Source organism: Chamaesiphon sp., assembly GCF_041738855.1.
In the GTDB taxonomy this organism is placed as follows: Bacteria; Cyanobacteriota; Cyanobacteriia; order Cyanobacteriales; family Chamaesiphonaceae; genus Chamaesiphon.
The window spans coordinates 1-21,995 of the sequence record NZ_JBGSPA010000205.1 but is presented as its reverse complement, the minus strand read 5'-3'; the positions used below and the strand labels follow the sequence as shown (position 1 = coordinate 21,995).

Genomic DNA, 21,995 nt, shown 5'->3' with positions numbered 1-21,995 from the left:
ATGTGCCCCAGAGATCGCAGGTGGATTGGGATTATCCGATTACTGCCCAGAATGTGGTGATGATGGCGCGTACCCGCCAACTAGGCTGGTTCCGGCGTCCAGGTGCCGCAGCGAAGGCAATTGTCAATGCAGCACTCGATCGAGTCGGGATGTTGGATCTCAAAGATCGCAAAATTGGCGAACTTTCTGGTGGGCAACAACAGCGCGTATTTTTAGCCCGCGCGCTGGCTCAACAAGCAGATTTATTCTTATTTGACGAACCATTTACCGGAGTCGATAAAAAAACGGAAGCCGTGTTGCTAACAGTTTTTGACGAATTGCGAACGGCGGGTAAAATCTTGCTAGTTAGCACTCATGAATGGGGACGATCTCTAGATCGACTCGATCGAATTTTACTGCTCAATCATCGTCTAATTGCTGATGGTTCGCCACAACAAGTAATGACTCCCACCAATCTTCAACAAGCTTATGGTGTGTCATTACATCAGCATTGCGATCGAGATCGTGGGGCCGATTTATTCTGTTAGTTAGATGGACGAGTTTTGCATCAAGTCTTTATTTCACTATCCACCATTCACTATTCATCAATTCATCATCCACCATCCACTTTCAGCATTATGCTAGATTTGTTGCTCGATCCTTGGAAATATGAATTCATGCGAAATGCGATCGCCATTGGGATTCTCGTCGGCATCTTGTGTCCGGTAGTAGGTACTTATCTAATCGTGCAACGGATGGCATTATATGGCGATGTGATCGCTCATGCTGTCTTGCCAGGATTGTCACTATCTTTTTTCTTGGGCATAGATATTGCGATCGGGGCATTTATCTCTGGTATCTTGGGTGCGGGGACTATTTCCTGGATTCGATCGCAATCCAGGGTAAAGGTAGATGCCGCGATGGCTTTAACCTTTTCTAGCTTCTTTTCTGTGGGAATTATCTTAATTTCTATGCTCAAGAACAATATCGATTTGGATAGTTTTCTATTCGGTGATATTCTGGGAACGACGATCGCTGATATCTATCGCACAGCCAGTGTAACTGTGGCAATTTTGGTAGTAGTTTGGTTATTTTATAAAGAGTTATTATTTTATACATTCGATCGAACTGGAGCTGAAGCGATGGGCTTGCCAGTTAAAGTTATTCATCTCGGATTTATGTCAGCAATTACGCTCACTGTGATTGCTAGTATGCAGGCTGTCGGCGTGATCTTAGTGATTTCGCTACTAGTTGGCCCAGCTTTAACAGCATATCTACTAGTAAAAGAGTTACATCAAATGATGATTGTGGGTGCAATTATTGGTGCGTTCGCTAGCTTGAGCGGAGTATATCTGAGTTTTTATCTCAAAAACGTCCCATCCGGCCCAGCAATTGTCATTGTATCTTCGGGTTTATTTATCCTGGCATTATTATTTAGTCCCTCCCAAGGCATTTTAACTCAGCGATATCGTGCTACTTCTAGGTAGTTGCGATATTTTAGCTAAATCCCAATAATATATTTCCGCCATTCCGCATGAGAACCATTATCGATCTGAGTGGCAGCTTCATAGTGCAGACTGCTATAAGGTCGGCGTGGCTGAGTGTAGAGCTGTAGATTGGCTTCCTTGGGGGTACGGCTACCCTTTTTGACATTGCAGCGCATACATGCCGTAATCAAATTTTCCCAGCTATCTGGGCCGCCACGCGAACGCGGGATCACATGATCCAGCGTCAGACCGTCACCCTTATGACCGCAGTATTGACAGGTGTGGTTATCGCGGTTGAGAACATTGCGGCGGGTGAGGGGAATTTCACGATACGGCACTGTCACATAGTGCCGCAGCCGAATCACCGTTGGCAGCGGAAAATCTCGATGTAAATACTTGCCATTGTGTTCGACTTGTTCTGCTTTGCCCTTGAGCATCAAGATGACTGCACGTCGCCAACCAGTAATGTTGAGCGGCTCGTAGGAAGCATTTAACACCAGCACTTTGCTCATGTTGAGTTTAGGATTTGAGACCTATTTCATTTGATGTTAACACAAACCCGATCGAATGTTGAATGTTGAGGATTGGTGGATGGTGAATGGTGTGCTGATTTACCCAGATAGCGCATTCGAGCTACCCAAGTTTTGAGCTGACTTTTGATTAGAACCGAGGGCATTTAATTTACAAATGCTTAAAGATTCGTTAGATTTATTAATAATACTGCTGTAAAGAAAGATTTTGCCGTTATGGCTGATACCCTCACCAAGCTAACTTACCAAACGCTCCAACAAGGCAAGAGCTACCTGAGCTTCGCCCACAAAACTCTTAGCATCCAGGCTCGTAAAGCACTCAAGCCCAACGATCTGCCGATGATTCCGGTACCGCCAGCATTGATTACCAAGCTTCAGCAGCGCGTTAACGATCTCCAGGCAGTAGACTGGCAAGATGCCGAAAATGGTGTCTATCCTACCAGTTTGCTCTTTGATGAGCCGTGGGTAGACTACTTACGCCAATATCCATCGATGGTTGTCGATCTGCCGAGTATTTGGCAACGTGCTGATGCCAAAAAATATCAAGATTTTAAAGATATCGAAACAGAGGGCTATCCCAGCTACTACGTTCAGAACTTCCACCATCAGACTGGTGGCTATCTCAGCGATCTCTCTGCCAATCTCTACGATCTCCAGGTGGAAATCCTGTTCGGCGGTAGTGCTGACGCCATGCGTCGCCGGATCTTGCGTCCCCTCAAAGCCAGCTTGACAGCATTTAGCGATGTCCCTGCCAAGCAGATCCGGATCTTGGATGCGGCTTGCGGCACTGCCCGCACTCTTCGAGGTGTTCGGGCGATGTTGCCTCAAGCGTCATTGTTTGGGGTAGATCTCTCAGGAGCATACCTCCGCAAAGCCAACGAGCAACTCGCTGACATGCCAGGAGAGCTAGTGCAGTTGATGCAGGGCAATATCGAAGAGTTGCCGTATGTAGACAACTATTTCCACGCTGTCACCTGTGTGTTCTTGTTCCATGAATTACCACCTGCGGTGCGCCAACAGGCGATCGCGGAATGCTATCGAGTGCTCAAACCTGGTGGCTCATTCATCATTTGCGACTCGATTCAGGTGGCTGATTCACCTGAGCTAGAGGCGATGATGAATATGTTCCATGAGACCTTCCACGAGCCTTACTATCGTAGCTATATGACTGACGATCTGGTCGATCGACTTTACCAAGCTGGATTTGCCCAAGTATTGCCTCCTGAGGTTCACTTTATGAGCAAGTACCTAGTTGCTCATAAACCGATAGTGTAGCCATTCCCGATCTGTACGCTCGCGCTGGCGCGAGCGCACACTCTACAGTTTGGTATGTTATTTTTCCTTGGCTCGGCAATCGCGATCGATAACGATCCTAATTAGATTCCTGAGCGCGAACATTGGTGGGTTGCGGCTGCTGCCTAACACACCCTACATCAACGTCAGAGTGGGGATTTAGTCCCGACTCTGACAACTTCGCTGTCAACTGTCAACTGTCAACTATCAACTGTTACACCATCAACGCTTGCTGACGTAACTCGATCGCATCGGCTGCGGATAGCTCCCAGCCGAGTGCGCCAGCATTTTGATCCACCTGAGCAGCAGTTTTGATCCCAGGGATCGGAATCACTCCTGGCTGACACATCAGCCAATTGAGCGCGACTTGGGCGGGAGTTTTGGAGTACTGCTCGCCCAGTTGAGTCAGCTTATCCAAGACAGGCTGGAGCTTAATCAACCCACTAGTCTGAAACCGCTTGTCAAAACTCCGCGCACCTGTGGGGGGATTCATCATCGTGTATTTCCCAGTCAATAATCCTTGTGCTAGGGGACTGTAAGCCAAAATCGTCACCCCCAATTCCCGCGCGGTGGCTAGCACCCCATTGGTTTCGATCTCACGGGTGATGAGCGAATACCGCATCTGATTGACAGCCAAAGGTACCCCACGCCGCGCCAAGAGTCGATGCGCCTCGCGGAGTTGTTCGGCATTGTAGTTGCTCACGCCTACCGCCTTGATGCGCCCTTGCTCGACTTCATCAGCCAGCGCATTCATCAAGCCTGCTTGACTGAGAAATGATGGAAATGGGAAGTGAACTTGATACAGATCGATCGCTGGTAGTTTGAGCCGCTTGAGACTAGCGGTGAGTGCGTCGGTGACATCTTCGGCCCGAAACCGCCACGGCAGCGGCATATACTTAGTGGCAATTTGGGTAGTCGCACCAGTTTCTTTGATGAATTTCCCGATTAGTTCCTCTGACTTGCCCAATCCATACACCTCAGCGGTATCTAGAAAAGTAATACCGCGATCGATCGCTGCTTGAAACGCCAATCGCAAATCCATCTCACCATAATCTTTGCCATAGCCCCAGAAGATCGAATCACCCCAAGCCCAAGTGCCAAAGCCGATTGGTGTCACCTCAATGCCAGTATTTCCAAGTGTAGTAGTTGCCATAGGTAGGGTCATCAGGAAGAATATTCTTTAATTCTAACTAAAACATCGGTAACAAAAATGTCATATTAGCTTGACTTTTGGACTTACATGCATGTTCACTTTAGCCGGATGAATTTGGTGCGAACAAATAATCGATCGCGCTCAAGGCGTGACATTTCATCGTAAAGTATTGTAAAGTAAATTAATAATAGATCGATTTTAGCCACTAAAGATAGTTGTAGTTCGCTTGCTACCAGCGTCCGCTCCAGACCATTCGCTCCGGTATTACCCAGCCTCTAGATCGGCAACGGTGAATGTCGATGCTAATTCTCACCAAATTTTCCCAGGTCAAGGCTGTGCCAACGATCTAACTGACTTTACTAGAAAATGCCTTCATCAACAATGATATTACGCCGCCTCATCGGATCTGCACTGGCCATCGTCTTGAGTCTCTCGGTATGGTCGATCGCTCCCGCTGCTCAAGCCTTTGACAATCCCGAACTCTTGCCCACAGTGCAGACTCCCGTCATCGATCTTGCCAAAACCTTCACCGCCATCCAAGAAGAGAACCTCGTCAAAGATATCAACACATTTGAAGCTGATACTGGCTGGAAGCTGCGAGTCTTGACTCAATACGACCGCACCCCCGGACGTGCAGTCCGCAAGTATTGGGGACTAGATGAAAAAAGTGTCCTCGTTGTCTCTGACTCTCGCGGTGGGAATACCCTCAACTTTAGAGTCGGCGATGATGTCTACAAGCTGATGCCTAGAACCTTCTGGATCGAGTTACAAACTCGATTTGGTAACTTGTACTATGTGCGCGAAAACGGCGAGGACAACGCCGTGATCGACTCCCTAGCGGCAGTCAAAACCTGCTTAGTACGCGGTGGTTGTAGCGTGGTACCTGGACTACCTGAAGAGCAGTGGATACTGACACTCACCAGCTCGATTATCGGCGGGGTGATTTGTGGATTTGCAGGGCAGTATCGCAAGCCCAATGGCGGCTTTGCTTGGCAGTGGGCGTTAATTTTCTCGCCACTATGGGGGATCTTATTCTTCGCGTTTGGAGTTGCACCTGTAGTTACGCGTACCGCTGAGTGGGTACCATTGCTTCGCAATTGTGCTGGATTTATCATCGGGGTATTGGTGGCATATCTCACCCCCGTCCTCGGACAGTCCAACCCATCGGAAGAGCTGTAAATTTGGGAACATGATTGAGATGGCGTAAAAAAAGGTAGGGGCAATTCAATTGCCCCTACCTTCTTGAGTATATCAAAGGGACAATCGAGATCGATAATTTGATCGAGCACACCATTCACCATTCACCATTCACCATTTAAGCTCTAATTTATCGATCTAAAGCAAGTATGTATCAATGGCACTTTACCCGCACAGGCGATCGCACTTTGCCCCCGCTATTACTGTTACATGGCTGGATGGGAAGTAGTGCCGACTATACTGAAATAATCGATCGATTAAAATCGCAATTTGACTGCATCGCGATCGATCTGCCTGGGCATGGTAAAACTGAAGTCATTGATGAATATGGATATGGTTTTGTCAACACGGCGATCGGTATTATACAGTTATTAGATAGTCTTACAATAGATTGCTGCTCGATCGCGGGTTATTCTTTTGGGGGGAGATTGGCATTGTATCTTGCTCTAGAGTTTCCAGACAGGTGCGATCGAGTCATGCTAGAATCAACATCTCCTGGCTTGGCTACTGACGTAGAGCGACAAGCACGAGTCAAGAGCGATCGTCAAATTAGCGATCGATTGGCTACCGATAATTTCTCAGATTTTGTAAGAGATTGGTATCAACAATCGATATTTGTCGGTATCGACAAACATCCCCATTTCCCCAACCTAATTCACCGCCGGATCGCAACTAATCAGCCGCTTAACTTAGCTAAATCTTTGAAATTTGCTGGGCTGGGAATGCAGCCTTATTTGGGTGAGAGGTTGAAAATATCTACGCGATCGATCTTATTGATTGTCGGCAAACTCGATCGCAAATTCGTGTCAATCAATCGAGAGCTACATCAACGATGTCCGCACACTAATTTAAAAATTGTTCCAAGTTGCAGTCATAACGTCCATTTTCAAAATCCCCAGACTTGGAGCGATTATTTGAACCAAATTGCTACCTAAACTCAAAGTGGTTGAAACCACTCCTCATGATTTTAATCGTAGACATTCTATCGATCGCAGCTTATTCTTCGGAAGTATATGCTTGAATTGTCTGAGTGGTACTTGCAACGGACTGACTCAGCTCGGCAGATTCCAAACTAGGATCTAATTGTGGTACTCCAGTTAATAAACTCCAGATATAATCGCGCTGATTGATCAACAAAATACTTACCAATGTCAAACAAACACCGCACCACTGGAGTAAGTCAAGCGTCTCGCCCAAAAATAAATTGCCGAACAACAGTGCAAATACCGGAGTCAAAAAAGTGAGCGAACTGAGACTAGTGAGATTGCCTTGTGCGGCAAAGTAGAAAAATAAACCATAAGCGATCGCGCTCCCAAAGATAGTAGAGTAAGCTACTGCTAGCCAATCATTAGTCGCAAGTGCCGTCCATTGGTTGGACTCCAAATAAAATGAGCCAATCGCCAATGGTATGCCCCCAATAATCATGTGCCAGCCCGTCGCTATGACGGGATCGACATATTTGGTGATAAACGGAATCAGGATCGTTCCTACCGCCATCGAAAGGGCAGCCAACAGCATCAACCATTCACCACGATCGAGCAGCGCAGCGAGATCGAATTGTCCAGTCAATGAATGTGTCGCAATTTGACCGAGAAATTCAACTGGTAAACCAATACAACTAATTCCCAACACACCCAATACTAGCCCACAGATACCGATCGCGCCAATCTGCTCCTTGAATAACCACGCTGAAAGTACCGCCACAGCCAGCGGTTGCGAGTCAATCATCACTGAACCCAATCCCGCCGTAGTCCGCACCAATCCCGCCGCCAAGAAGCCCTGAAATAATGTACCATCTACCAGCGCAAACAGTGAGATCCACGCCCATGCTTGCCACCCTTGCGGTTGCTGACGACCGATCGCCGCTGCTACGATCAACACCAAAATACCCGCAGGTATCAGTCGGATTCCTGCCATGAACAGCGGAGTAGTGTGTGGCATCACTCCTTTCATTGCCACCATCGCCGTCCCCCATAGGAAAAAGGGCGCGACCAATAGGATCGGTGTTAAGCTAAATGAGAGTGAGGACTGTTTTGGCTGCATGAATACTTAAATTTCGGCTCTTAACAAATTGTATATTTTCTTTATAGACTCTGCTAGTCAGGCTTTAGGTATTAGGCTTTAGGCTTTAGGGGTAAAGGAAGTATCATTAATCTCCGTCACCCAGTTTCCTTTTGTCTACATTGAAGATCTATGTTTTGGCCGTTTAATCAGAAAGCTACTAAACAAATTGCGCGGATCGAGATTGCAGGTGCGATCGGTAGTAGTACGCGAAAATCAGTACTCAAGGCATTGCGAGTGGTCGAAGAACGTAAATATCCAGCTTTACTGCTGCGGATCGATAGCCCTGGCGGCACGGTGGGTGATTCGTATGAGATTTATCAGGCATTGCAACGGCTCCAATCCAAGGTCAAAATCGTTGCTAGTTATGGCAATATTTCGGCTTCAGGGGGGGTCTATATCGGCATGGGTGCGCCGCATATCATGGCAAACCCAGGCACCCTCACAGGCAGTATCGGGGTAATTCTGCGCGGTAACAATTTAGAGAAATTACTCGATCGCGTGGGTGTCTCGTTTCAGGTCATCAAATCTGGCCCTTATAAAGATATTTTATCGTTCGATCGCCAGTTGACCGCTCCAGAGGAACAAATCCTCCAAAGTCTCATCGATAGTACTTACGAGCAATTTGTCAATACGGTGGCAGAATCTCGCCATCTCGATCCCGCAACTGTCCGCACTTTTGCGGACGGACGGATTTTTACGGGCGAACAAGCGGTAGAATTTGGAGTGGTCGATCGACTGGGTTCTGAAGAGGATGCGCGGCTGTGGCTAGCAGAATTGGCGGATCTCGATCCTCAAAAAGCCAAACTGCACACGATCGAGGAACGCAAGCCATTGGTAGGTAGAATCTTACAAAGTCAAATTCCTGGCTTCAAAACAGTAGTATCGACCGCAGATTGGGTACAATTTGAACTGAGCACTAACGGACAACCCCTATGGTTATATCGTCCCTAGTGACGGTAAATATCTTGAAATTTTGCGGAGGGCGCAGGCGTGGAGTGGCAGATGAGGGCAATTCGAGGGGCAACGACAGCAAGTGAAAATACAGAAGAGGCGATCTCGATTGCTGTCACTGAACTATTGCAAGAACTAGAATATCGCAATCGTATCGATCCCGATCGGATTGTCAGTGTCATCTTTACAGCTACTCAAGATTTGGATGCGGCATTTCCTGCCGCCATCGCACGGCGGATCTATCCCAATTGGCGAGACGTGGCTCTGATGGACGTTCAACAAATGCACGTCGCAGGCAGTCTACCGCGCTGCATCCGGTTCCTGATTCACGCCAATCTACCCATAGATGCCAAAATTTATCACCCTTATCTACGCGGTGCGAGTAATTTACGTCCCGATCGCAGTTTGGTAAGTTAGTTGTTGCTGGGGATTTACCCACCCCCACGCTCGTTTGCGATCGCATCCTCTATGTCGCCCTGTTAAAACCGACAGCGACCCAAATCACTGTCAACTGTCAACTGTCAACTGTCAACTGTCAACTATTACCTGCTACTTTCTGATTGGCGCGCAGTTGCCCACAGGCGGCGGTTGCGCCCAAGCCTTTGGAATAACGTACGCTGACAGCGATGTGTTTTTGCTCCAACACATCCACAAACATTTTGATATCTCTGGGTGTAGGTCGATCGAAATCGGCATCCGCGATCGGATTGTACGGAATGAGATTAACATGAGTCTGAAACCCGCGCAATTTGCTAGCCAACTCATCCGCCAAATCTGGATCGTCATTTACTCCAGCTAACAAGACATATTCTACACTTAGCCGTCTGCCAGTGATACGGACATAATCCCGACACTCATCCAGCAGATCGTCAATCGGATAATTGTCCGCTGTTGGGACTAATTTAGTACGGAGCTTTTGGTTGGGTGCGTGGAGACTGATGGCGAGGGTGACTTGCAGTTCGTGCTGGGCGAGTTCGTGGATCTTACCAGGAATACCGACGGTCGAAACTGTAATCGATCGCTGTGAGATGCCGATATCGTGGTTGAAACAGTTGACAGCCTTGACAACACTGGTTAAATTAGCCAATGGTTCGCCCATGCCCATGAACACCACATGACTGACACGCTCCTGAAAATCTTCCTGGATTGTCAGCACTTGATCGATGATTTCATGAGGATGAAGATGACGGATGAAACCACCCATCCCCGTCGCGCAAAAAGTACAAGCCATCGCACAACCGACTTGAGACGATACACATACAGTCAAGCGATCGGATGACGGAATCCCGACAGCTTCGATAATTTGCCCATCTTGAAGTTGGAGTAAGTATTTGATCGTACCATCGTTGGAGACCGCCCGATGATGGATCGTCGATCGACCGATCGGGGTATCTTTGACTGTTTCCCGCCACTGTTTGGAAAAAACGGTAATATCAGCTAGCGACTTGGCTCCCTGCTGATAAATCCATTGATATAATTGCTTCCCCCGATAAGCAGGTTGACCTTGCGCCTGTACCCAGGCGGTCAGTTCTGCTAAACTCAAGCCGAGTAATGGAGTCGTCGTGCTGTGAGTAGTGGGATCTAGAGTGGTGACAGACATGTTGGTGAGAGTTATGATGGCTGATGTGAGCGAGTTGATTTAGCGGGCTGGAGCGATCGAAATCATGTACTAGTGATGGGCACAGCCCAAGCGCGAATTAGTCTGGGTAGTGGCTCGGAGCAATGCTCTAGACTCGCGGATTTTCAGATCCACAAGTACACAAACCATGAGTAAATCTCGATCTTCATTGGCGTTGGCGTCAGCCTGCTGCTGGCAGAATGTGCCATGCTCACAACTCATTCTAAAGCATTTCTTCAAGAGATGAAGTTTAAATCAAAGTTCTGTTAACCCCCACACCTCACACCTCATCCTTACCCCCGATATGGCAAGATCGATCGAACAAGTAGAGCAAGATTTGACTCAGATGAGCGCAGCGAGCAGTCAACTAGGTGCCGAACTAGCTGCTGCCTACAAAAGCTATTTTATCAGCTTCGCACCCACACTCAAGCAACAGTCAATTCAAAGTTGTTATTATTTGTGTACGACTTGTTATCCAGAAACTTTCTTGAAATTAAATTACAATCAGCGATCGCAATTACTCAAAACCTTGCAGCGCGTGATTCGGAATGTAATTGGCGATCTAGTCATTCACATCGAGCCATCACCACCAACTAGCAATGAAGACGCTCCTACCGGAGAATTAACTTCAACCCCCGCAGTGCCGATTGATTGGTTTGCAACGCCCCAATCGCTATCAACTTGGCAAAAGAATTTGGAGCTGGAATTAAGTCGCAGTTTGCAGGAAATATCTTATAAAGTCAATCTCCTGTTACAGCAAGCCCAAGTGATGCCGCCAGTCATTCCCAAACCGATTTTGGAAGCCAGCCCCGAAGCAGATCGTCAAGCCGAAAGTACAGGTAATATCCCCAATTTATTGAGTGTTCTCATCGAACAAGAGAGTTCCGAGCAGCAACAGGCGGGCGATAATGCTCGGGAAAGCCAGCCCCGAGATGATACTGCTCAAATCGTCCAAATCCATAGCCTGTATTTGCGCTTGACTGAAGTGGAGTTTTCGGAAGTAACAGTATTGAGTTCGCGCAAAAATCTCGATCGATTGGTAAGTAAAATCAACAGCCTCCGACGTGAATATATCCAAAAACAACAAGAACTAAAAGTCGCTGAAGCCGAATCAGCTTGGCGCAATAGTTGGTTTGAATGTCCATAAATTTACCTCACAGCGGCGCGTTAAATTATCGAACTAAATAGCAGATGTCCGCAGCACCAGACTGGTTGAGAATTCACAAAGCTTTAGCCATCGAAGCGCAGTATGGTTATACCGATTTAGTCGGACAACAGTACCGCTTCGGTGAATTTTTATGTTTGAGTTTCGGTCAACCGCCGCCGGATGTTAGTTCCCAAGATCGTCAACACTGGCGGGAATTGGCATTTGAATTTGCCAAATATCACGACCTCACATTAGTCGAGCGCAAAGTATTAATTACCAAGGCTACTCAATTTCTCACCATCGCCGAACAAGTTACAGCTCAACAAATCGATCGGCAGCCAGCAAATCCACCCACAGTTAGTGAATCACGTCCACAGCTTCAACCGAGCAAACCGCGATCGATTCCCAACATTTCACCAGCAACAATTCCGATCCAGGACGATACTAATCTCACACTCGATCGCTATCTCCGCGATCTTCCCAAAATTGGGATTCGTAAAGCCGAAATTCTAGCGAGATTGGGATTATTGACTGTCAAGGATGTTTTATATTACTACCCACGCGATCATATCGACTATGCCAAGCAGATAAATATTATCGAACTGGAGCCAGGAACGACGGTAACTTTAGTTGGCATAGTGAGAAAAATCAACTTTTTTACTAGTCCTAAAAATAAGAAGCTCAATGTTTTAGAAATTACGATCAAAGATGAAACCGGATCGCTAAAAATCAGCCGCTTCTATGCAGGGATTCGCTATAGCAATCGCGGCTGGCAAGAATCATTGAAACGCAAATATCCGATCGGCAGTTGGATCGCAGCGTCAGGACTAGTCAAACAAGGTAAATATGGCATCAATTTAGACAACCCTGAAATCGAAGTATTAGCAGATAGTGAAGCCAGCATTTCTTCACTCAAAATCGGACGTGTATTGCCTGTTTATCCCCTAATTGAGGGCGTTTCCGCAGATATCGTGCGGGAAGCTGTCGTCACAGTTCTACCTGCGGCGAGTAAATTAACCGATCCTTTACCGACAGTAGTCCGCGAACAATATGGGTTGATGGTATTAGCCACAGCGATTCAAAATATCCATTTTCCTGAAGATAGCGATACCAAAGAAGCCGCACGACGGAGATTGATTTTTGACGAATTTTTCTATCTCCAATTAGGTTTCCTACAACGTCGCCATCTGCTGCGACAAACTCACACTCAAGCAATCATTACTCCTACGGGAGTACTGATCGACAGGTTTAGGGAGATGTTACCATTCCAACTCACCACTGCTCAACAGCGAGTAATCGGTGAAATCCTCGCCGATCTCCAACAAACAGCACCGATGAATCGGTTGGTACAAGGCGATGTCGGTTCGGGCAAAACCGTAGTTGCCGTGCTGGCGATCCTCGCCGCGATTCAGTCAGGCTATCAGACAGCACTAATGGCTCCGACAGAAGTTCTCGCCGAGCAACATTACCGCAAACTAGTCGGCTGGTTCAACCTCCTTCATCTCCCCGTCGAACTGCTCACAGGCTCAACCAAAGCCGCCAAACGTCGCCAAATCTACAGCCAACTAGAAACAGGCGAACTCTCGATCGCCGTCGGTACTCATGCTTTAATTCAAGATAAAGTCAACTTCCGTAACCTCGGCTTAGTCGTCATCGACGAACAACATCGCTTCGGCGTCTTCCAGCGCGCCAAATTGCAGCAAAAAGGCTCCCAGCCCCACGTCCTGACGATGACAGCCACGCCCATCCCCCGCACTCTCGCCCTCACCCTCCACGGCGATTTGGACGTGAGCCAGATTGACGAACTCCCCGCTGGACGTCAGCCAATCCAAACCAATGCTGTCAACAGTCGCCAGCGCAGCCAAGTCTACGAACTCATGCATCGCGAAATCGCCCAAGGGCGACAAGTATACGTCGTCCTCCCCCTCGTCGCCGAATCCGAAAAACTCGATCTCCGCGCCGCTACAGAGGAACACGAGCGACTAGCCACCGAAGTCTTCCCTCAATATCAAGTCGGGCTACTCCACGGGCGGATGACTTCGGCGGATAAAGATGCCGCACTCGGTGCATTTCGCGACAACATCACCCAAATCATCGTCTCCACCACTGTCATCGAAGTCGGCGTAGATGTCCCCAACGCCACCGTCATGCTGATTGAAAACGCCGAACGCTTCGGCTTATCCCAACTCCACCAGTTACGCGGACGCGTCGGGCGGGGCGCACATCGTTCCTACTGTCTGCTGATGAGCGGGAGTACTTCTAGCAACGCCAAGCAACGTCTACAGGTGCTAGAACAGTCCCAAGATGGATTTTGGATCTCCGAGATGGATATGCAGTTGCGCGGCCCTGGGCAGGTGCTAGGCACCCGTCAATCGGGGATGGCGGACTTTGCTCTGGCTAGTCTAGCAGAGGATGGTGAGGTGTTGACGATCGCGCGAGATGCAGCAGAGAAGGTGATTTTACAGGATAACGATCTGAGCCAATCCCCACGCTTGAAGGCAGAGTTAGATTATCGCTTTCAAAAACTCATGGGCGGAAGTATCCTAACTTAAATATTTGGGGATTAGAGCCACCGACGACAATTGCGGACTACATATTAACTAGATACAATTAAGTATGAAATCAAGAGAGATTTAAAAAATGACCATAAACATTACCCTTCCAGAAGCAAATAGCCAATTTTTAGAACTAATTCAATACATCAAAACTGGAGAAGAAGTATTGATTTCTGAAGCTGGTATTGTCATCGCTCGAATTAGCCCAATGTCTGATGTTAAAATACCTCGCGTCCCTGGACAAGATAAAGGACGTGTAATTATGTCTGCTGATTTTAACGATCCTTTACCATCAGATATTTTAGATGGATTTTTGAACCCCGCTGAACCACAGCTATGAATGCTTTATTAGATACTCATACATTTCTCTGGTGGGTTATGGATGCCCCACAGTTGTCCGCAACGGCTAAAGCTTTTATCGCTAACCCAGATAATAAACTATTTTTCAGTGTGGCTGGGGCTTGGGAAATTATCATTAAAGTTGGTACTGGTAAACTAAGTATTCCTGAAGAACCAGATATTTATCTTAATTCTAGAATAACTGATAATAGATTTGAAGTTTTACAGATCGAATTACCCCATGTTCTCCAAGTAGCCAAATTATCAGATCTACATCGAGATCCTTTCGATAGAATCATTATCGCTCAGAGTCAAGTAACAGGGATGCCTATTTTGACTATCGATCGTCTTATTGTTCAGTATGATGTCGCTGTGATTTGGTAGTAAAAGCAAATGATTCTTACACATTACTACCATCAAAATGATCGACCATTTCAGACTTTATCATTATTATCAGATGCAGCAGCTCTAGAGATTATATCTAGTTTTCGATCGCGCACTGAAGCAGTATATCGAAGATTTAGCAACCCAGTAGAATATCTCAGTAACAGGAGATTGACAGAAAGTTGGTTAAGGGATAAATTCATTAAAAAAGGCGGTCAACCGCTGGTTAAATATCCTCAATATTTTGTAATCGATCGATCTGTATGGATTGAAGAGGGTTATGATGGGCAAAGCAAAGTAGTACAGATCCCAATATCCGCTTTCAATCCAGATCGAGTCAGCTTCACATATCCAGATAGCATGATAAGTTACTGGCTCAAAAGTCAAACGGAGCAAGCTTTTTATCATTCTGAATATCATGGTGAGGTATTTAGGTTTGGTGAGATTCATGACATTATCGATCGCTTCGGTATTCCAGAGCGAGAGTGGCAAACAGATCCAACCAGGAAGTACGACCTTTTCATTGAAGCTCAGGTGTGGGAAAGTATCAAAGAATGAACGATCGCAGTACTTGAAAACATCTATAATTTATTTAATGATCGGTACAGATCTGCTCATCGACCGTTACCCAGACAAAATCCATCTCGTTCCAAAGCTCATCGCTTAGATTGTGCCTTTTTTAAATTTGCTAGTCAACTACTATCCGATCGAGAACAGACAGTAGCAGGTATTAGAGCCGTATTCGTAGAAGGTGAGAGTCTTTTTCCCGATTCAGCAATTTTTAATTTAGCTCATGCCCAAATAGCAATTAAAAATCCTGACTTAATCGAAGAATATTATCTAATCGAAATCTAAGGAGTCATTCAGATGCTAGATATAAATAAATCACAGGAAATCTTAGAGAATTATTTTGCAACCGTGACTCGCGAACAGTTTGCCAAGGACTTGGAGAAGTATTGTCCAGAGTTAGTTGAAGCAGAATCAGCTACTTTAGGGCTAGATACATCTAAACATACCGAACTTTATCAGCAAGCTAAGCAAGAGAGTAAACTAGAGATCGCTCCTAAACTTTTGGAGAAGGGACTAAGTGTTCAGGAAGTAGCGGCAATTCTAGAACTGGATATACATCTTATTGTCAAATAATCGATCGCACATTGCAAATTTAGATCCGACATACGGATTTTGCGGCTCGCGCTCTGGAGGGAACCTCCAGAGCGATCGAGACAAGACAAGACAGGATTGGAAAAACCTTGCTGTCTATGGAGTCGATCGATCCATCTGTCAGGATCGTTTTTTAAATTGGTGTTAGAGATTGAGGGGGTACAAGGAGACGAGAGAAGAGACAGCGATCGTGTCTCAAACTCCGACCGATCGCCCGGTGGATTGTAGGGTGAAAACTCCAAACGCGATCGAGATGCAGCGATTACTTCCGGTAGGCTCCGCCAACGGTTCTGATTGGTGGGATCGATTCTTAGTGCCAGATGTGCGAAACCGTACCTTTCCTTCGTCAAAATTTTTCACTAAGATCGAAAGTATCCGCATATTCCTAAATTATTCATGACCGCAACTCCATCCCAGACACCCACCCGTAGCACCGCAAAACTAAGCTGGAACTGGCGCGGACACCAGATCGGATATACAGTTACTGGCGTTGGTCAACCGTTATTATTGATTCATGGTTTTGGTGCGTCGATCGATCATTGGCGCAAGAATATTCCTGTATTAGCTGAGGGTGGCTATCAGGTATATGCGATCGATCTGTTGGGATTTGGTAGCTCTGACAAAGCGCAGATCGACTACAGTATGGAACTGTGGGAAGAGTTAGTAGTAGACTTCTGGCAGGAGTATATCAACCAACCGACGGTATTTGTTGGTAACTCGATCGGGGCGTTGCTCAGTTTGATGTTGGTGGCACATCATCCCGAAATTAGTGCGGGTGGAGTGTTGATTAATTGTGCGGGTGGATTGAATCATCGTCCTGAAGAATTGAACTTCCTACTGCGAAATGTGATGGGGATCTTTACCAATATTGTTGCCTCCCCAGCCTTCGGTAAATTTTTGTTCGATCGAGTCCGCCAGAAATCCCGCATCCGTAGTAGTCTGTATCAGGTCTATCCGCGCCGTGAAGCCGTTACTGACGAACTGATCGACATCATCTACGAACCAGCCTGCGATCTGGGCGCACAGCAAGTTTTCGCCTCAATTCTGACCGCACCACCAGGGCCGACACCAGAGTCGTTATTACCTGGAGTTACCAAGCCACTGCTAGTATTGTGGGGTGAAAATGATCCTTGGACACCGATAACAGGTGCGAAGGTCTATCAGGAACTCGCTGCTGCTGGGAAGCCTGTGCAGGTAGTATCGATTTCAAATGCTGGGCACTGTCCGCATGATGAGTATCCTGAAATAGTAAATCCAGCGATCTTGGCGTGGTTGGCAGGGGTTGAATGAGGGACGACGCGACGAAGGTAACTAACTTTTAAGATGAGCGCGATTACCAATATTGATTTCTACTAATAGTAGTGATGTGGGGATGAATAAGATACGCGATCGATCTTAAACAACATAGTTCTAAGTAGATAGGCATAATTAAATATAAGATATCGCGTAGGGTGGGCAGTGCCCACCAGCTAGGTTTTACGCATAATCTATTTTATAAATAATTGCACCTACCTACTTAATAAATACTTATACTGTTTATTTTGTGTAAATGATAAGCCATTGTGCTGAATCTAAATTTCATTAAAGTTGATGTGTTTGTAGCATTCACATGTGTCTGCCATATTCAAATTATTATGCTTTATAGTAGTCTTCTGAAGAATACAAGGTTGGTTTTAGCGACCTTTTTATCAGCGACAGCAATGCTAAGTACTACACGAAGTGCTAATCTCACAGAGATAATCTTTAGTCCTGTGAGTGGGGTCATTAATAGTGGCGATCCAGGCTTTGGCAGTCTTGCGGATACTTACAATCAAAATGGTTTGTCTACCAAGTTTGTTAGTGGAGTAACTGACTTTGATGCTTATTTAGCACTGAATCCAATTCACTCAAATATTTTTGCGGGTAATGAATGGTTTAGTAATTCAGGTACTCAAAATGCGACTGTAACTTATGATTTGGGTAGTGTGCTTAATATCGATCGATTAGCACTTTGGAATGAGGAGTCATCAGGTATTGGTAGGCTCAATCTCTTATCTTCTACAGATAATGTTAATTTCTCAGCACTCGCTCTAGGTCTAACACCATTAGATAACCCCGCAGAAGAATACCCAGCGCAGGTATTCTCCTTTGCAACAGCAAGTGCAAGATACGTTAGATTTGAAGCATCACTCTGTCCACAGCCTAATCCTAGTACTTTCCCTGCTTGTGCGATTGGAGAAGTAGCTTTTTCTGTGAATAATTCTGCGACATCAGTCCCTAAACCTTTCACGATCGTCGGAACTCTGATCGGTGCTACAGTAGCATTCCGCACCAGGCAGAGACTAAAAGCTACTAACAAACTGTAGATTTATTGTAATTGCTCAACTCAGAGAAAATAAGGATTCCAAGGGGTTTAAGGCAGTAAGAATCGATTCAAAAGCGGATAAACCTTGTCGTTTGCCAGTATTAACAATTGACCGAACAGCAGCAAACAGATCCCGCCCCCAGTCAGAGCGGAAACCATTTGTGACTTTCCGAAAAATTACACTCCAGCGCAGTGCTTGTTCACTACTGTTATTAGTCGGTGGAATCGTCGAGTCTTCTAAAAACAGAAATAGATGTTCTCGCAAGTCTCGATAACGATTTTGCAGCCGAACACCATCAGCTTGTGTCGGGGATAACGCCAAAGCTAAAGACAAGTCACGCCTGAGTTTCAATCGATATTGATATTGGGTCGATGCGGCTAACTCCGACCATCGGCGGTGCAGGACAAAGGAGCTGAGCAAAATCCGCTTCATTCGGGGTGAGAAGATCTCATCTCCAGCATCAATCCCATACTGGCAATCTCGGAGTTGATGAGCTAAACATACTTGCCAATCTTCGGCTGGATGAGTCTTCTGGGCACTGAAAAGGTCTGAAACCCATATTTGTGGGCGATGCTCTGCCATCACCTCCCGAATTACATCACCACCACGAGACGGGCGAACCACATGCAAACACACTTGGTCGTTTTGAAAGACCCATTCCCACTGGTTTTTGCCATTGACTCGTGCGCTAGTTTCGTCACTACATACCAGCCGTGAGCTTCTTAACCTTTGCACAATTCCAGCTACTTCTGATTGTAATTGCTCTTTAACTCTTAATCGCAGATTGGCGATTGCCCCTTCGGATAGCTCTAAGCCAAACACTTCTCCCAGCATCTGCTGCATCCTGCTGTAGCTAATCCCATGACCATACCTCATCGTTGTCACTAATGCCGCAATTCTCGGTCCAAACGGACTACCTGGCTCCATTTCCACTGGGACTGGAGCTATTTGCTGCTGCCCACATTCGGGGCAAGTACAACTATATCTTTCTACTCTGGTTACTACTGGTTGAATTGGTGGGATGTCTATTCGGTCGTAGCGTTGGATTAACTGTTGCAATGATGATGACAAGTTGGTTCCACACCCTTGGCAACTGTTGATTTTTGCGGTGATGATTTGGTTTGGATGTTCACTTAACGGGCGACCACCGCCTTCTCTGCCGATACTTCCTGCTCTTTTGTCCTTAGTTGCTTTGTCTTTGCTTTTAACTTGTGCTTTAAATCCTTTCGCTGGCGGCAAGCTAGAATTCTTAGATGTCTTCTTTGGCTTTTTGATTAGTTTTAGCCTTAATTTCTGTACTTCTTCCCACAGCACAACTATCAAGGCATCTTTTGCCTCTGCGTCTAGTTGTTTGATGTCGGGTAGTTCTTCCATAAGGCTACTCTATCGTTTTTCCGGTGTTTGTCAACCTCCCCCTGGTTGAGCAATTACGATTTATTTAATCAGATCGCAGCACCAGACAGGTTTGAGGACTTCAGTAATGATGTCGCTCTTCTGTCTGGTGCTTTGTGTTGACTAGACTAATCGATCTTGAGGTTGAATGGTAAGCGAACGTAGACACCACGGGGATCGTTGAGGCTGTTGAGGCTGCTGAGTTCTGACTTGACTTTGAGTAGTTCGGTGCTAAGAGGATCTTGACTTTGGAGCGCGCGGACTTCCTGAGAACCTGCGAAGCGTTTGAGTAGTTTCTCGTCCCAGCCTTCTACCGCTGGATACTCCTCTAGTTCCCAATCTTTGCCTAGTTTAGCAATCTGAGCGGCAGCGGCGATCGCGTCATTGAGACCGCCGAGATCGTCTACTAGTCCAACTCTTTTGGCATCAGCACCCGACCAGATGCGTCCTTGGGCGATTTCGGCGACTTTCTGCTTGGGTAGCTTGCGCGATGCGGCGACTTTGGTGATGAAGTCATCATAGATCTCATCGACAATCTGTTGGGAGATTGCCAATTCTTGAGGGGTGCGGGGACGAGCGACGGTATTTCCATCAGCCAACTTGGATGTTTTGACAACATCCCAAGTGATGCCATTATTATTGGCTAATTTTTGATAATTATAATTGATGCCAATTACCCCGATCGATCCAGTAATCGTATTTGCTTGAGCAAAGATCTTATTTGAAAAAGTAGCGATCGAATATCCGCCAGATGCAGCGACATCGCCCATCGAAGTCACAACGGGTTTTGCTTGCTGGAGGAGTTTGACTTCGCGCTGAATGATGTCTGAAGCCAAGGCACTACCGCCAGGACTATTGACTCTGAGGACTACAGCTTTGACATCTTTATCGATGCGGAGTTCGCGCAGTTGACGGGCGAGATTATCGCCACCGATTTGTCCGGCTCCACCTTCACCACTGACAATATCACCTTGAGCATAGATAACTGCAATTTTGCGCGTGGAATTTTTGGAGGTTTTATCAGCTATTTCTGCATAATCATTCAGCGCAATTTTATGAAAAGAACTCTTGTCTGCTGGATCTACACCACTAATTTTTTGAAGTTCGGTTAACATTCGATCGGGATAAGCGATGCGATCGACCAATTTATTTTTAACTGATTGTGCGGCTGTAAATATACCGCGATCGTCTGCCATTTTTTGGATGGCTGTGGGTGTCAATTGCCGACTTTTACCGATCGATGTTTTGAAATCACCCCAGAGATTATCCAGTAGTTGTTGGGTTTCTTGTCTCGCTTCAGGGCTAAATTTAGTGAGAGACTGAGCTTCGCCCAAGGATTTGTATTTACCTGCCCGAATGACTTCGACGCCGATCCCATATTTATCAAAAGCATTTTTAAAAAACATTGTTTCCGATCGAAAGCCATTAACATCGACTGAACCCATCGGATTGATAACAATTTGGTCGGCGACTGATGATAGATAATAATCTCGCTTGTCCATGTCGATATTGTACGCGATAATTTTCTTACCACTTGCCCGAAATCGCTCTAGCGCGCCGCGTACTTCTTTGAGGGTGGCAAAACCCGTGGTGCTAAGTTTGGCGTTGTTGCCATCTAAATAAATTGCGACAATGCGCTTGTCTGTAATAGCTGTATCGATCGCATTGAGGATAGATTTTAGCTCGGTAATGCGATTGGCATCACCCGCGAGCGTTTCTTGAAAAGTTTTGCCAGGATTGATATCAACAATCGAACGTGAGAGATCGATCGTCAAAATTGATTTATCAGCAATTTTAACGGTATTAGTGTTATCGGCAGCACTTTGAATAATCACGCCAACCGTGACTGAAACGATCGCGATCGCTGCTGCCGAAAATAATGTTAAGCCTAAGAGGCTACCAACGGTACTCGCGAGGGTTTGTTTGAAAAATTGACGCATATAATAGTGTGCAAAAGTGAGGGTTATTTATTGAGTTGAAATTTAAAAATAAGATGCAGATCGCTACCGATCGCTCTAAAATTTGAGATAATGGCTGGTTGACGACCCGCTCGTAACGGTTCTATCATCTGTGCGAACCAATTTTTTAATAATAATTAAATGACGGTGCTGCATATTATAGACCTCAATCTGACAGCACCTAAAAATATTAACGACTAGTTCTAATTATTCCCAAGTCGTAGCTTAAATGCTACTCCTGGGGCTAGCAATTTTCTCCTCAACCGCTCCACTAATGGCACTCAAATAACTTGTGCATATTGCAACCGCCAAGGCAGTTAGGACAGCACAGCGATTAAAATCGCCGCTAGTGCTGCAAAGTCCGCCTGTCTTGTCTTGACCGAAACGCTTAGCACGAGGAGACCTCAGCGCGATTTCGGTCGCTGATGCGCTGTCTTGACCC

22 protein-coding genes are annotated in these 21,995 nt (G+C 46.3%); 15 read left to right on the top strand and 7 right to left on the bottom strand.

The genetic code is table 11. The features are described 5' to 3' along the window. Window positions 1-527 (top strand): metal ABC transporter ATP-binding protein (locus ACEW9I_RS22365; RefSeq protein WP_373542535.1); only part of this gene is annotated, 527 nt, incomplete at its 5' end. Between the two features lie 90 nt (window positions 528-617). Continuing rightward, window positions 618-1,466: a metal ABC transporter permease gene (locus tag ACEW9I_RS22360; RefSeq protein WP_373542534.1), complete on the top strand. Its 849-nt coding sequence runs from the start codon at window positions 618-620 to the stop codon at window positions 1,464-1,466. A gap of 14 nt (window positions 1,467-1,480) precedes the next feature. Here ACEW9I_RS22360 and ACEW9I_RS22355 read toward each other — a convergent pair whose 3' ends face one another. Then, window positions 1,481-1,978, bottom strand: coding sequence for an HNH endonuclease (locus tag ACEW9I_RS22355; RefSeq protein WP_373542533.1), 498 nt, complete (start codon window positions 1,976-1,978; stop codon window positions 1,481-1,483). Between the two features lie 234 nt (window positions 1,979-2,212). On the opposite strand from ACEW9I_RS22355, the gene ACEW9I_RS22350 reads away from it, so the two are divergent. Next, complete coding sequence (locus ACEW9I_RS22350; protein ID WP_373542532.1) at window positions 2,213-3,271, top strand: class I SAM-dependent methyltransferase; 1,059 nt, start codon at window positions 2,213-2,215, stop codon at window positions 3,269-3,271. 232 nt (window positions 3,272-3,503) lie between these two features. On the opposite strand, the gene ACEW9I_RS22345 is transcribed toward ACEW9I_RS22350, so the two are convergent. Continuing rightward, the gene (locus ACEW9I_RS22345) at window positions 3,504-4,442 is read right to left on the bottom strand and encodes an aldo/keto reductase (protein ID WP_373542531.1); all 939 of its coding nucleotides are present in this window, start codon (window positions 4,440-4,442) and stop codon (window positions 3,504-3,506) included. Between the two features lie 366 nt (window positions 4,443-4,808). Here ACEW9I_RS22345 and ACEW9I_RS22340 point away from each other — a divergent pair, with 366 nt between their 5' ends. Both ACEW9I_RS22340 and menH read left to right on the top strand, forming a co-directional pair. Next, window positions 4,809-5,621: a TPM domain-containing protein gene (locus ACEW9I_RS22340; RefSeq protein WP_373542530.1), complete on the top strand. Its 813-nt coding sequence runs from the start codon at window positions 4,809-4,811 to the stop codon at window positions 5,619-5,621. A gap of 167 nt (window positions 5,622-5,788) precedes the next feature. Next, complete coding sequence (gene menH, locus ACEW9I_RS22335; RefSeq protein WP_373542529.1) at window positions 5,789-6,574, top strand: 2-succinyl-6-hydroxy-2,4-cyclohexadiene-1-carboxylate synthase; 786 nt, start codon at window positions 5,789-5,791, stop codon at window positions 6,572-6,574. 61 nt (window positions 6,575-6,635) lie between these two features. On the opposite strand, the gene ACEW9I_RS22330 is transcribed toward menH, so the two are convergent. Next, window positions 6,636-7,682 (bottom strand): DMT family transporter, encoded by a 1,047-nt coding sequence (locus tag ACEW9I_RS22330; RefSeq protein WP_373542528.1) that lies wholly within the window; start codon window positions 7,680-7,682, stop codon window positions 6,636-6,638. Between the two features lie 150 nt (window positions 7,683-7,832). On the opposite strand from ACEW9I_RS22330, the gene sppA (ACEW9I_RS22325) reads away from it, so the two are divergent. Further along, entirely contained in the window at window positions 7,833-8,654 is an 822-nt protein-coding gene (sppA, locus tag ACEW9I_RS22325) for a signal peptide peptidase SppA (protein WP_373542527.1), read from the top strand. A 51-nt stretch (window positions 8,655-8,705) separates the two neighbouring features. Then, on the top strand, window positions 8,706-9,071 hold the full coding sequence (aroH, locus tag ACEW9I_RS22320; protein ID WP_373542526.1) for a chorismate mutase: 366 nt from the start codon (window positions 8,706-8,708) through the stop codon (window positions 9,069-9,071). A gap of 118 nt (window positions 9,072-9,189) precedes the next feature. On the opposite strand, the gene rlmN is transcribed toward aroH, so the two are convergent. Both rlmN and ACEW9I_RS22310 read right to left on the bottom strand, forming a co-directional pair. Beyond that, window positions 9,190-10,254 (bottom strand): 23S rRNA (adenine(2503)-C(2))-methyltransferase RlmN, encoded by a 1,065-nt coding sequence (gene rlmN, locus ACEW9I_RS22315; RefSeq protein WP_373542525.1) that lies wholly within the window; start codon window positions 10,252-10,254, stop codon window positions 9,190-9,192. Window positions 10,255-10,323: 69 nt separating this feature from the next. Beyond that, entirely contained in the window at window positions 10,324-10,494 is a 171-nt protein-coding gene (locus ACEW9I_RS22310; protein ID WP_373542524.1) for a hypothetical protein, read from the bottom strand. A gap of 82 nt (window positions 10,495-10,576) precedes the next feature. On the opposite strand from ACEW9I_RS22310, the gene ACEW9I_RS22305 reads away from it, so the two are divergent. The 8 genes from ACEW9I_RS22305 to ACEW9I_RS22270 all read left to right on the top strand — a co-directional run bounded on the left by ACEW9I_RS22305 (window position 10,577) and on the right by ACEW9I_RS22270 (window position 18,203). Then, entirely contained in the window at window positions 10,577-11,419 is an 843-nt protein-coding gene (locus ACEW9I_RS22305; RefSeq protein ID WP_373542523.1) for a hypothetical protein, read from the top strand. A gap of 44 nt (window positions 11,420-11,463) precedes the next feature. Further along, window positions 11,464-13,971 (top strand): ATP-dependent DNA helicase RecG, encoded by a 2,508-nt coding sequence (gene recG / locus ACEW9I_RS22300; RefSeq protein WP_373542522.1) that lies wholly within the window; start codon window positions 11,464-11,466, stop codon window positions 13,969-13,971. An 88-nt stretch (window positions 13,972-14,059) separates the two neighbouring features. Further along, the gene (locus ACEW9I_RS22295; RefSeq protein ID WP_373542521.1) at window positions 14,060-14,314 is read left to right on the top strand and encodes a type II toxin-antitoxin system Phd/YefM family antitoxin; all 255 of its coding nucleotides are present in this window, start codon (window positions 14,060-14,062) and stop codon (window positions 14,312-14,314) included. Then, the gene (locus ACEW9I_RS22290) at window positions 14,311-14,697 is read left to right on the top strand and encodes a type II toxin-antitoxin system VapC family toxin (RefSeq protein ID WP_373542520.1); all 387 of its coding nucleotides are present in this window, start codon (window positions 14,311-14,313) and stop codon (window positions 14,695-14,697) included. The genes ACEW9I_RS22295 and ACEW9I_RS22290 overlap by 4 nt, the downstream gene beginning before the upstream one ends. 9 nt (window positions 14,698-14,706) lie before the next feature. Further along, window positions 14,707-15,255: a hypothetical protein gene (locus ACEW9I_RS22285; RefSeq protein WP_373542519.1), complete on the top strand. Its 549-nt coding sequence runs from the start codon at window positions 14,707-14,709 to the stop codon at window positions 15,253-15,255. 309 nt (window positions 15,256-15,564) lie between these two features. Beyond that, a complete protein-coding gene (locus tag ACEW9I_RS22280; RefSeq protein WP_373542518.1) occupies window positions 15,565-15,840 on the top strand; it encodes a hypothetical protein in 276 nt (91 codons plus the stop codon). 414 nt (window positions 15,841-16,254) lie between these two features. Beyond that, on the top strand, window positions 16,255-17,148 hold the full coding sequence (locus tag ACEW9I_RS22275) for an alpha/beta fold hydrolase (protein WP_373542517.1): 894 nt from the start codon (window positions 16,255-16,257) through the stop codon (window positions 17,146-17,148). Between the two features lie 272 nt (window positions 17,149-17,420). Then, window positions 17,421-18,203, top strand: coding sequence for a discoidin domain-containing protein (locus ACEW9I_RS22270; protein ID WP_373542516.1), 783 nt, complete (start codon window positions 17,421-17,423; stop codon window positions 18,201-18,203). A 15-nt stretch (window positions 18,204-18,218) separates the two neighbouring features. Here the strand turns inward: ACEW9I_RS22270 and ACEW9I_RS22265 are convergent, their stop codons facing one another. Continuing rightward, window positions 18,219-19,577, bottom strand: coding sequence for an IS66 family transposase (locus ACEW9I_RS22265; RefSeq protein ID WP_373542515.1), 1,359 nt, complete (start codon window positions 19,575-19,577; stop codon window positions 18,219-18,221). 146 nt (window positions 19,578-19,723) lie between these two features. Beyond that, window positions 19,724-21,535: a signal peptide peptidase SppA gene (sppA, locus tag ACEW9I_RS22260; protein ID WP_373542514.1), complete on the bottom strand. Its 1,812-nt coding sequence runs from the start codon at window positions 21,533-21,535 to the stop codon at window positions 19,724-19,726. Window positions 21,536-21,995: the final 460 nt, after the last annotated feature.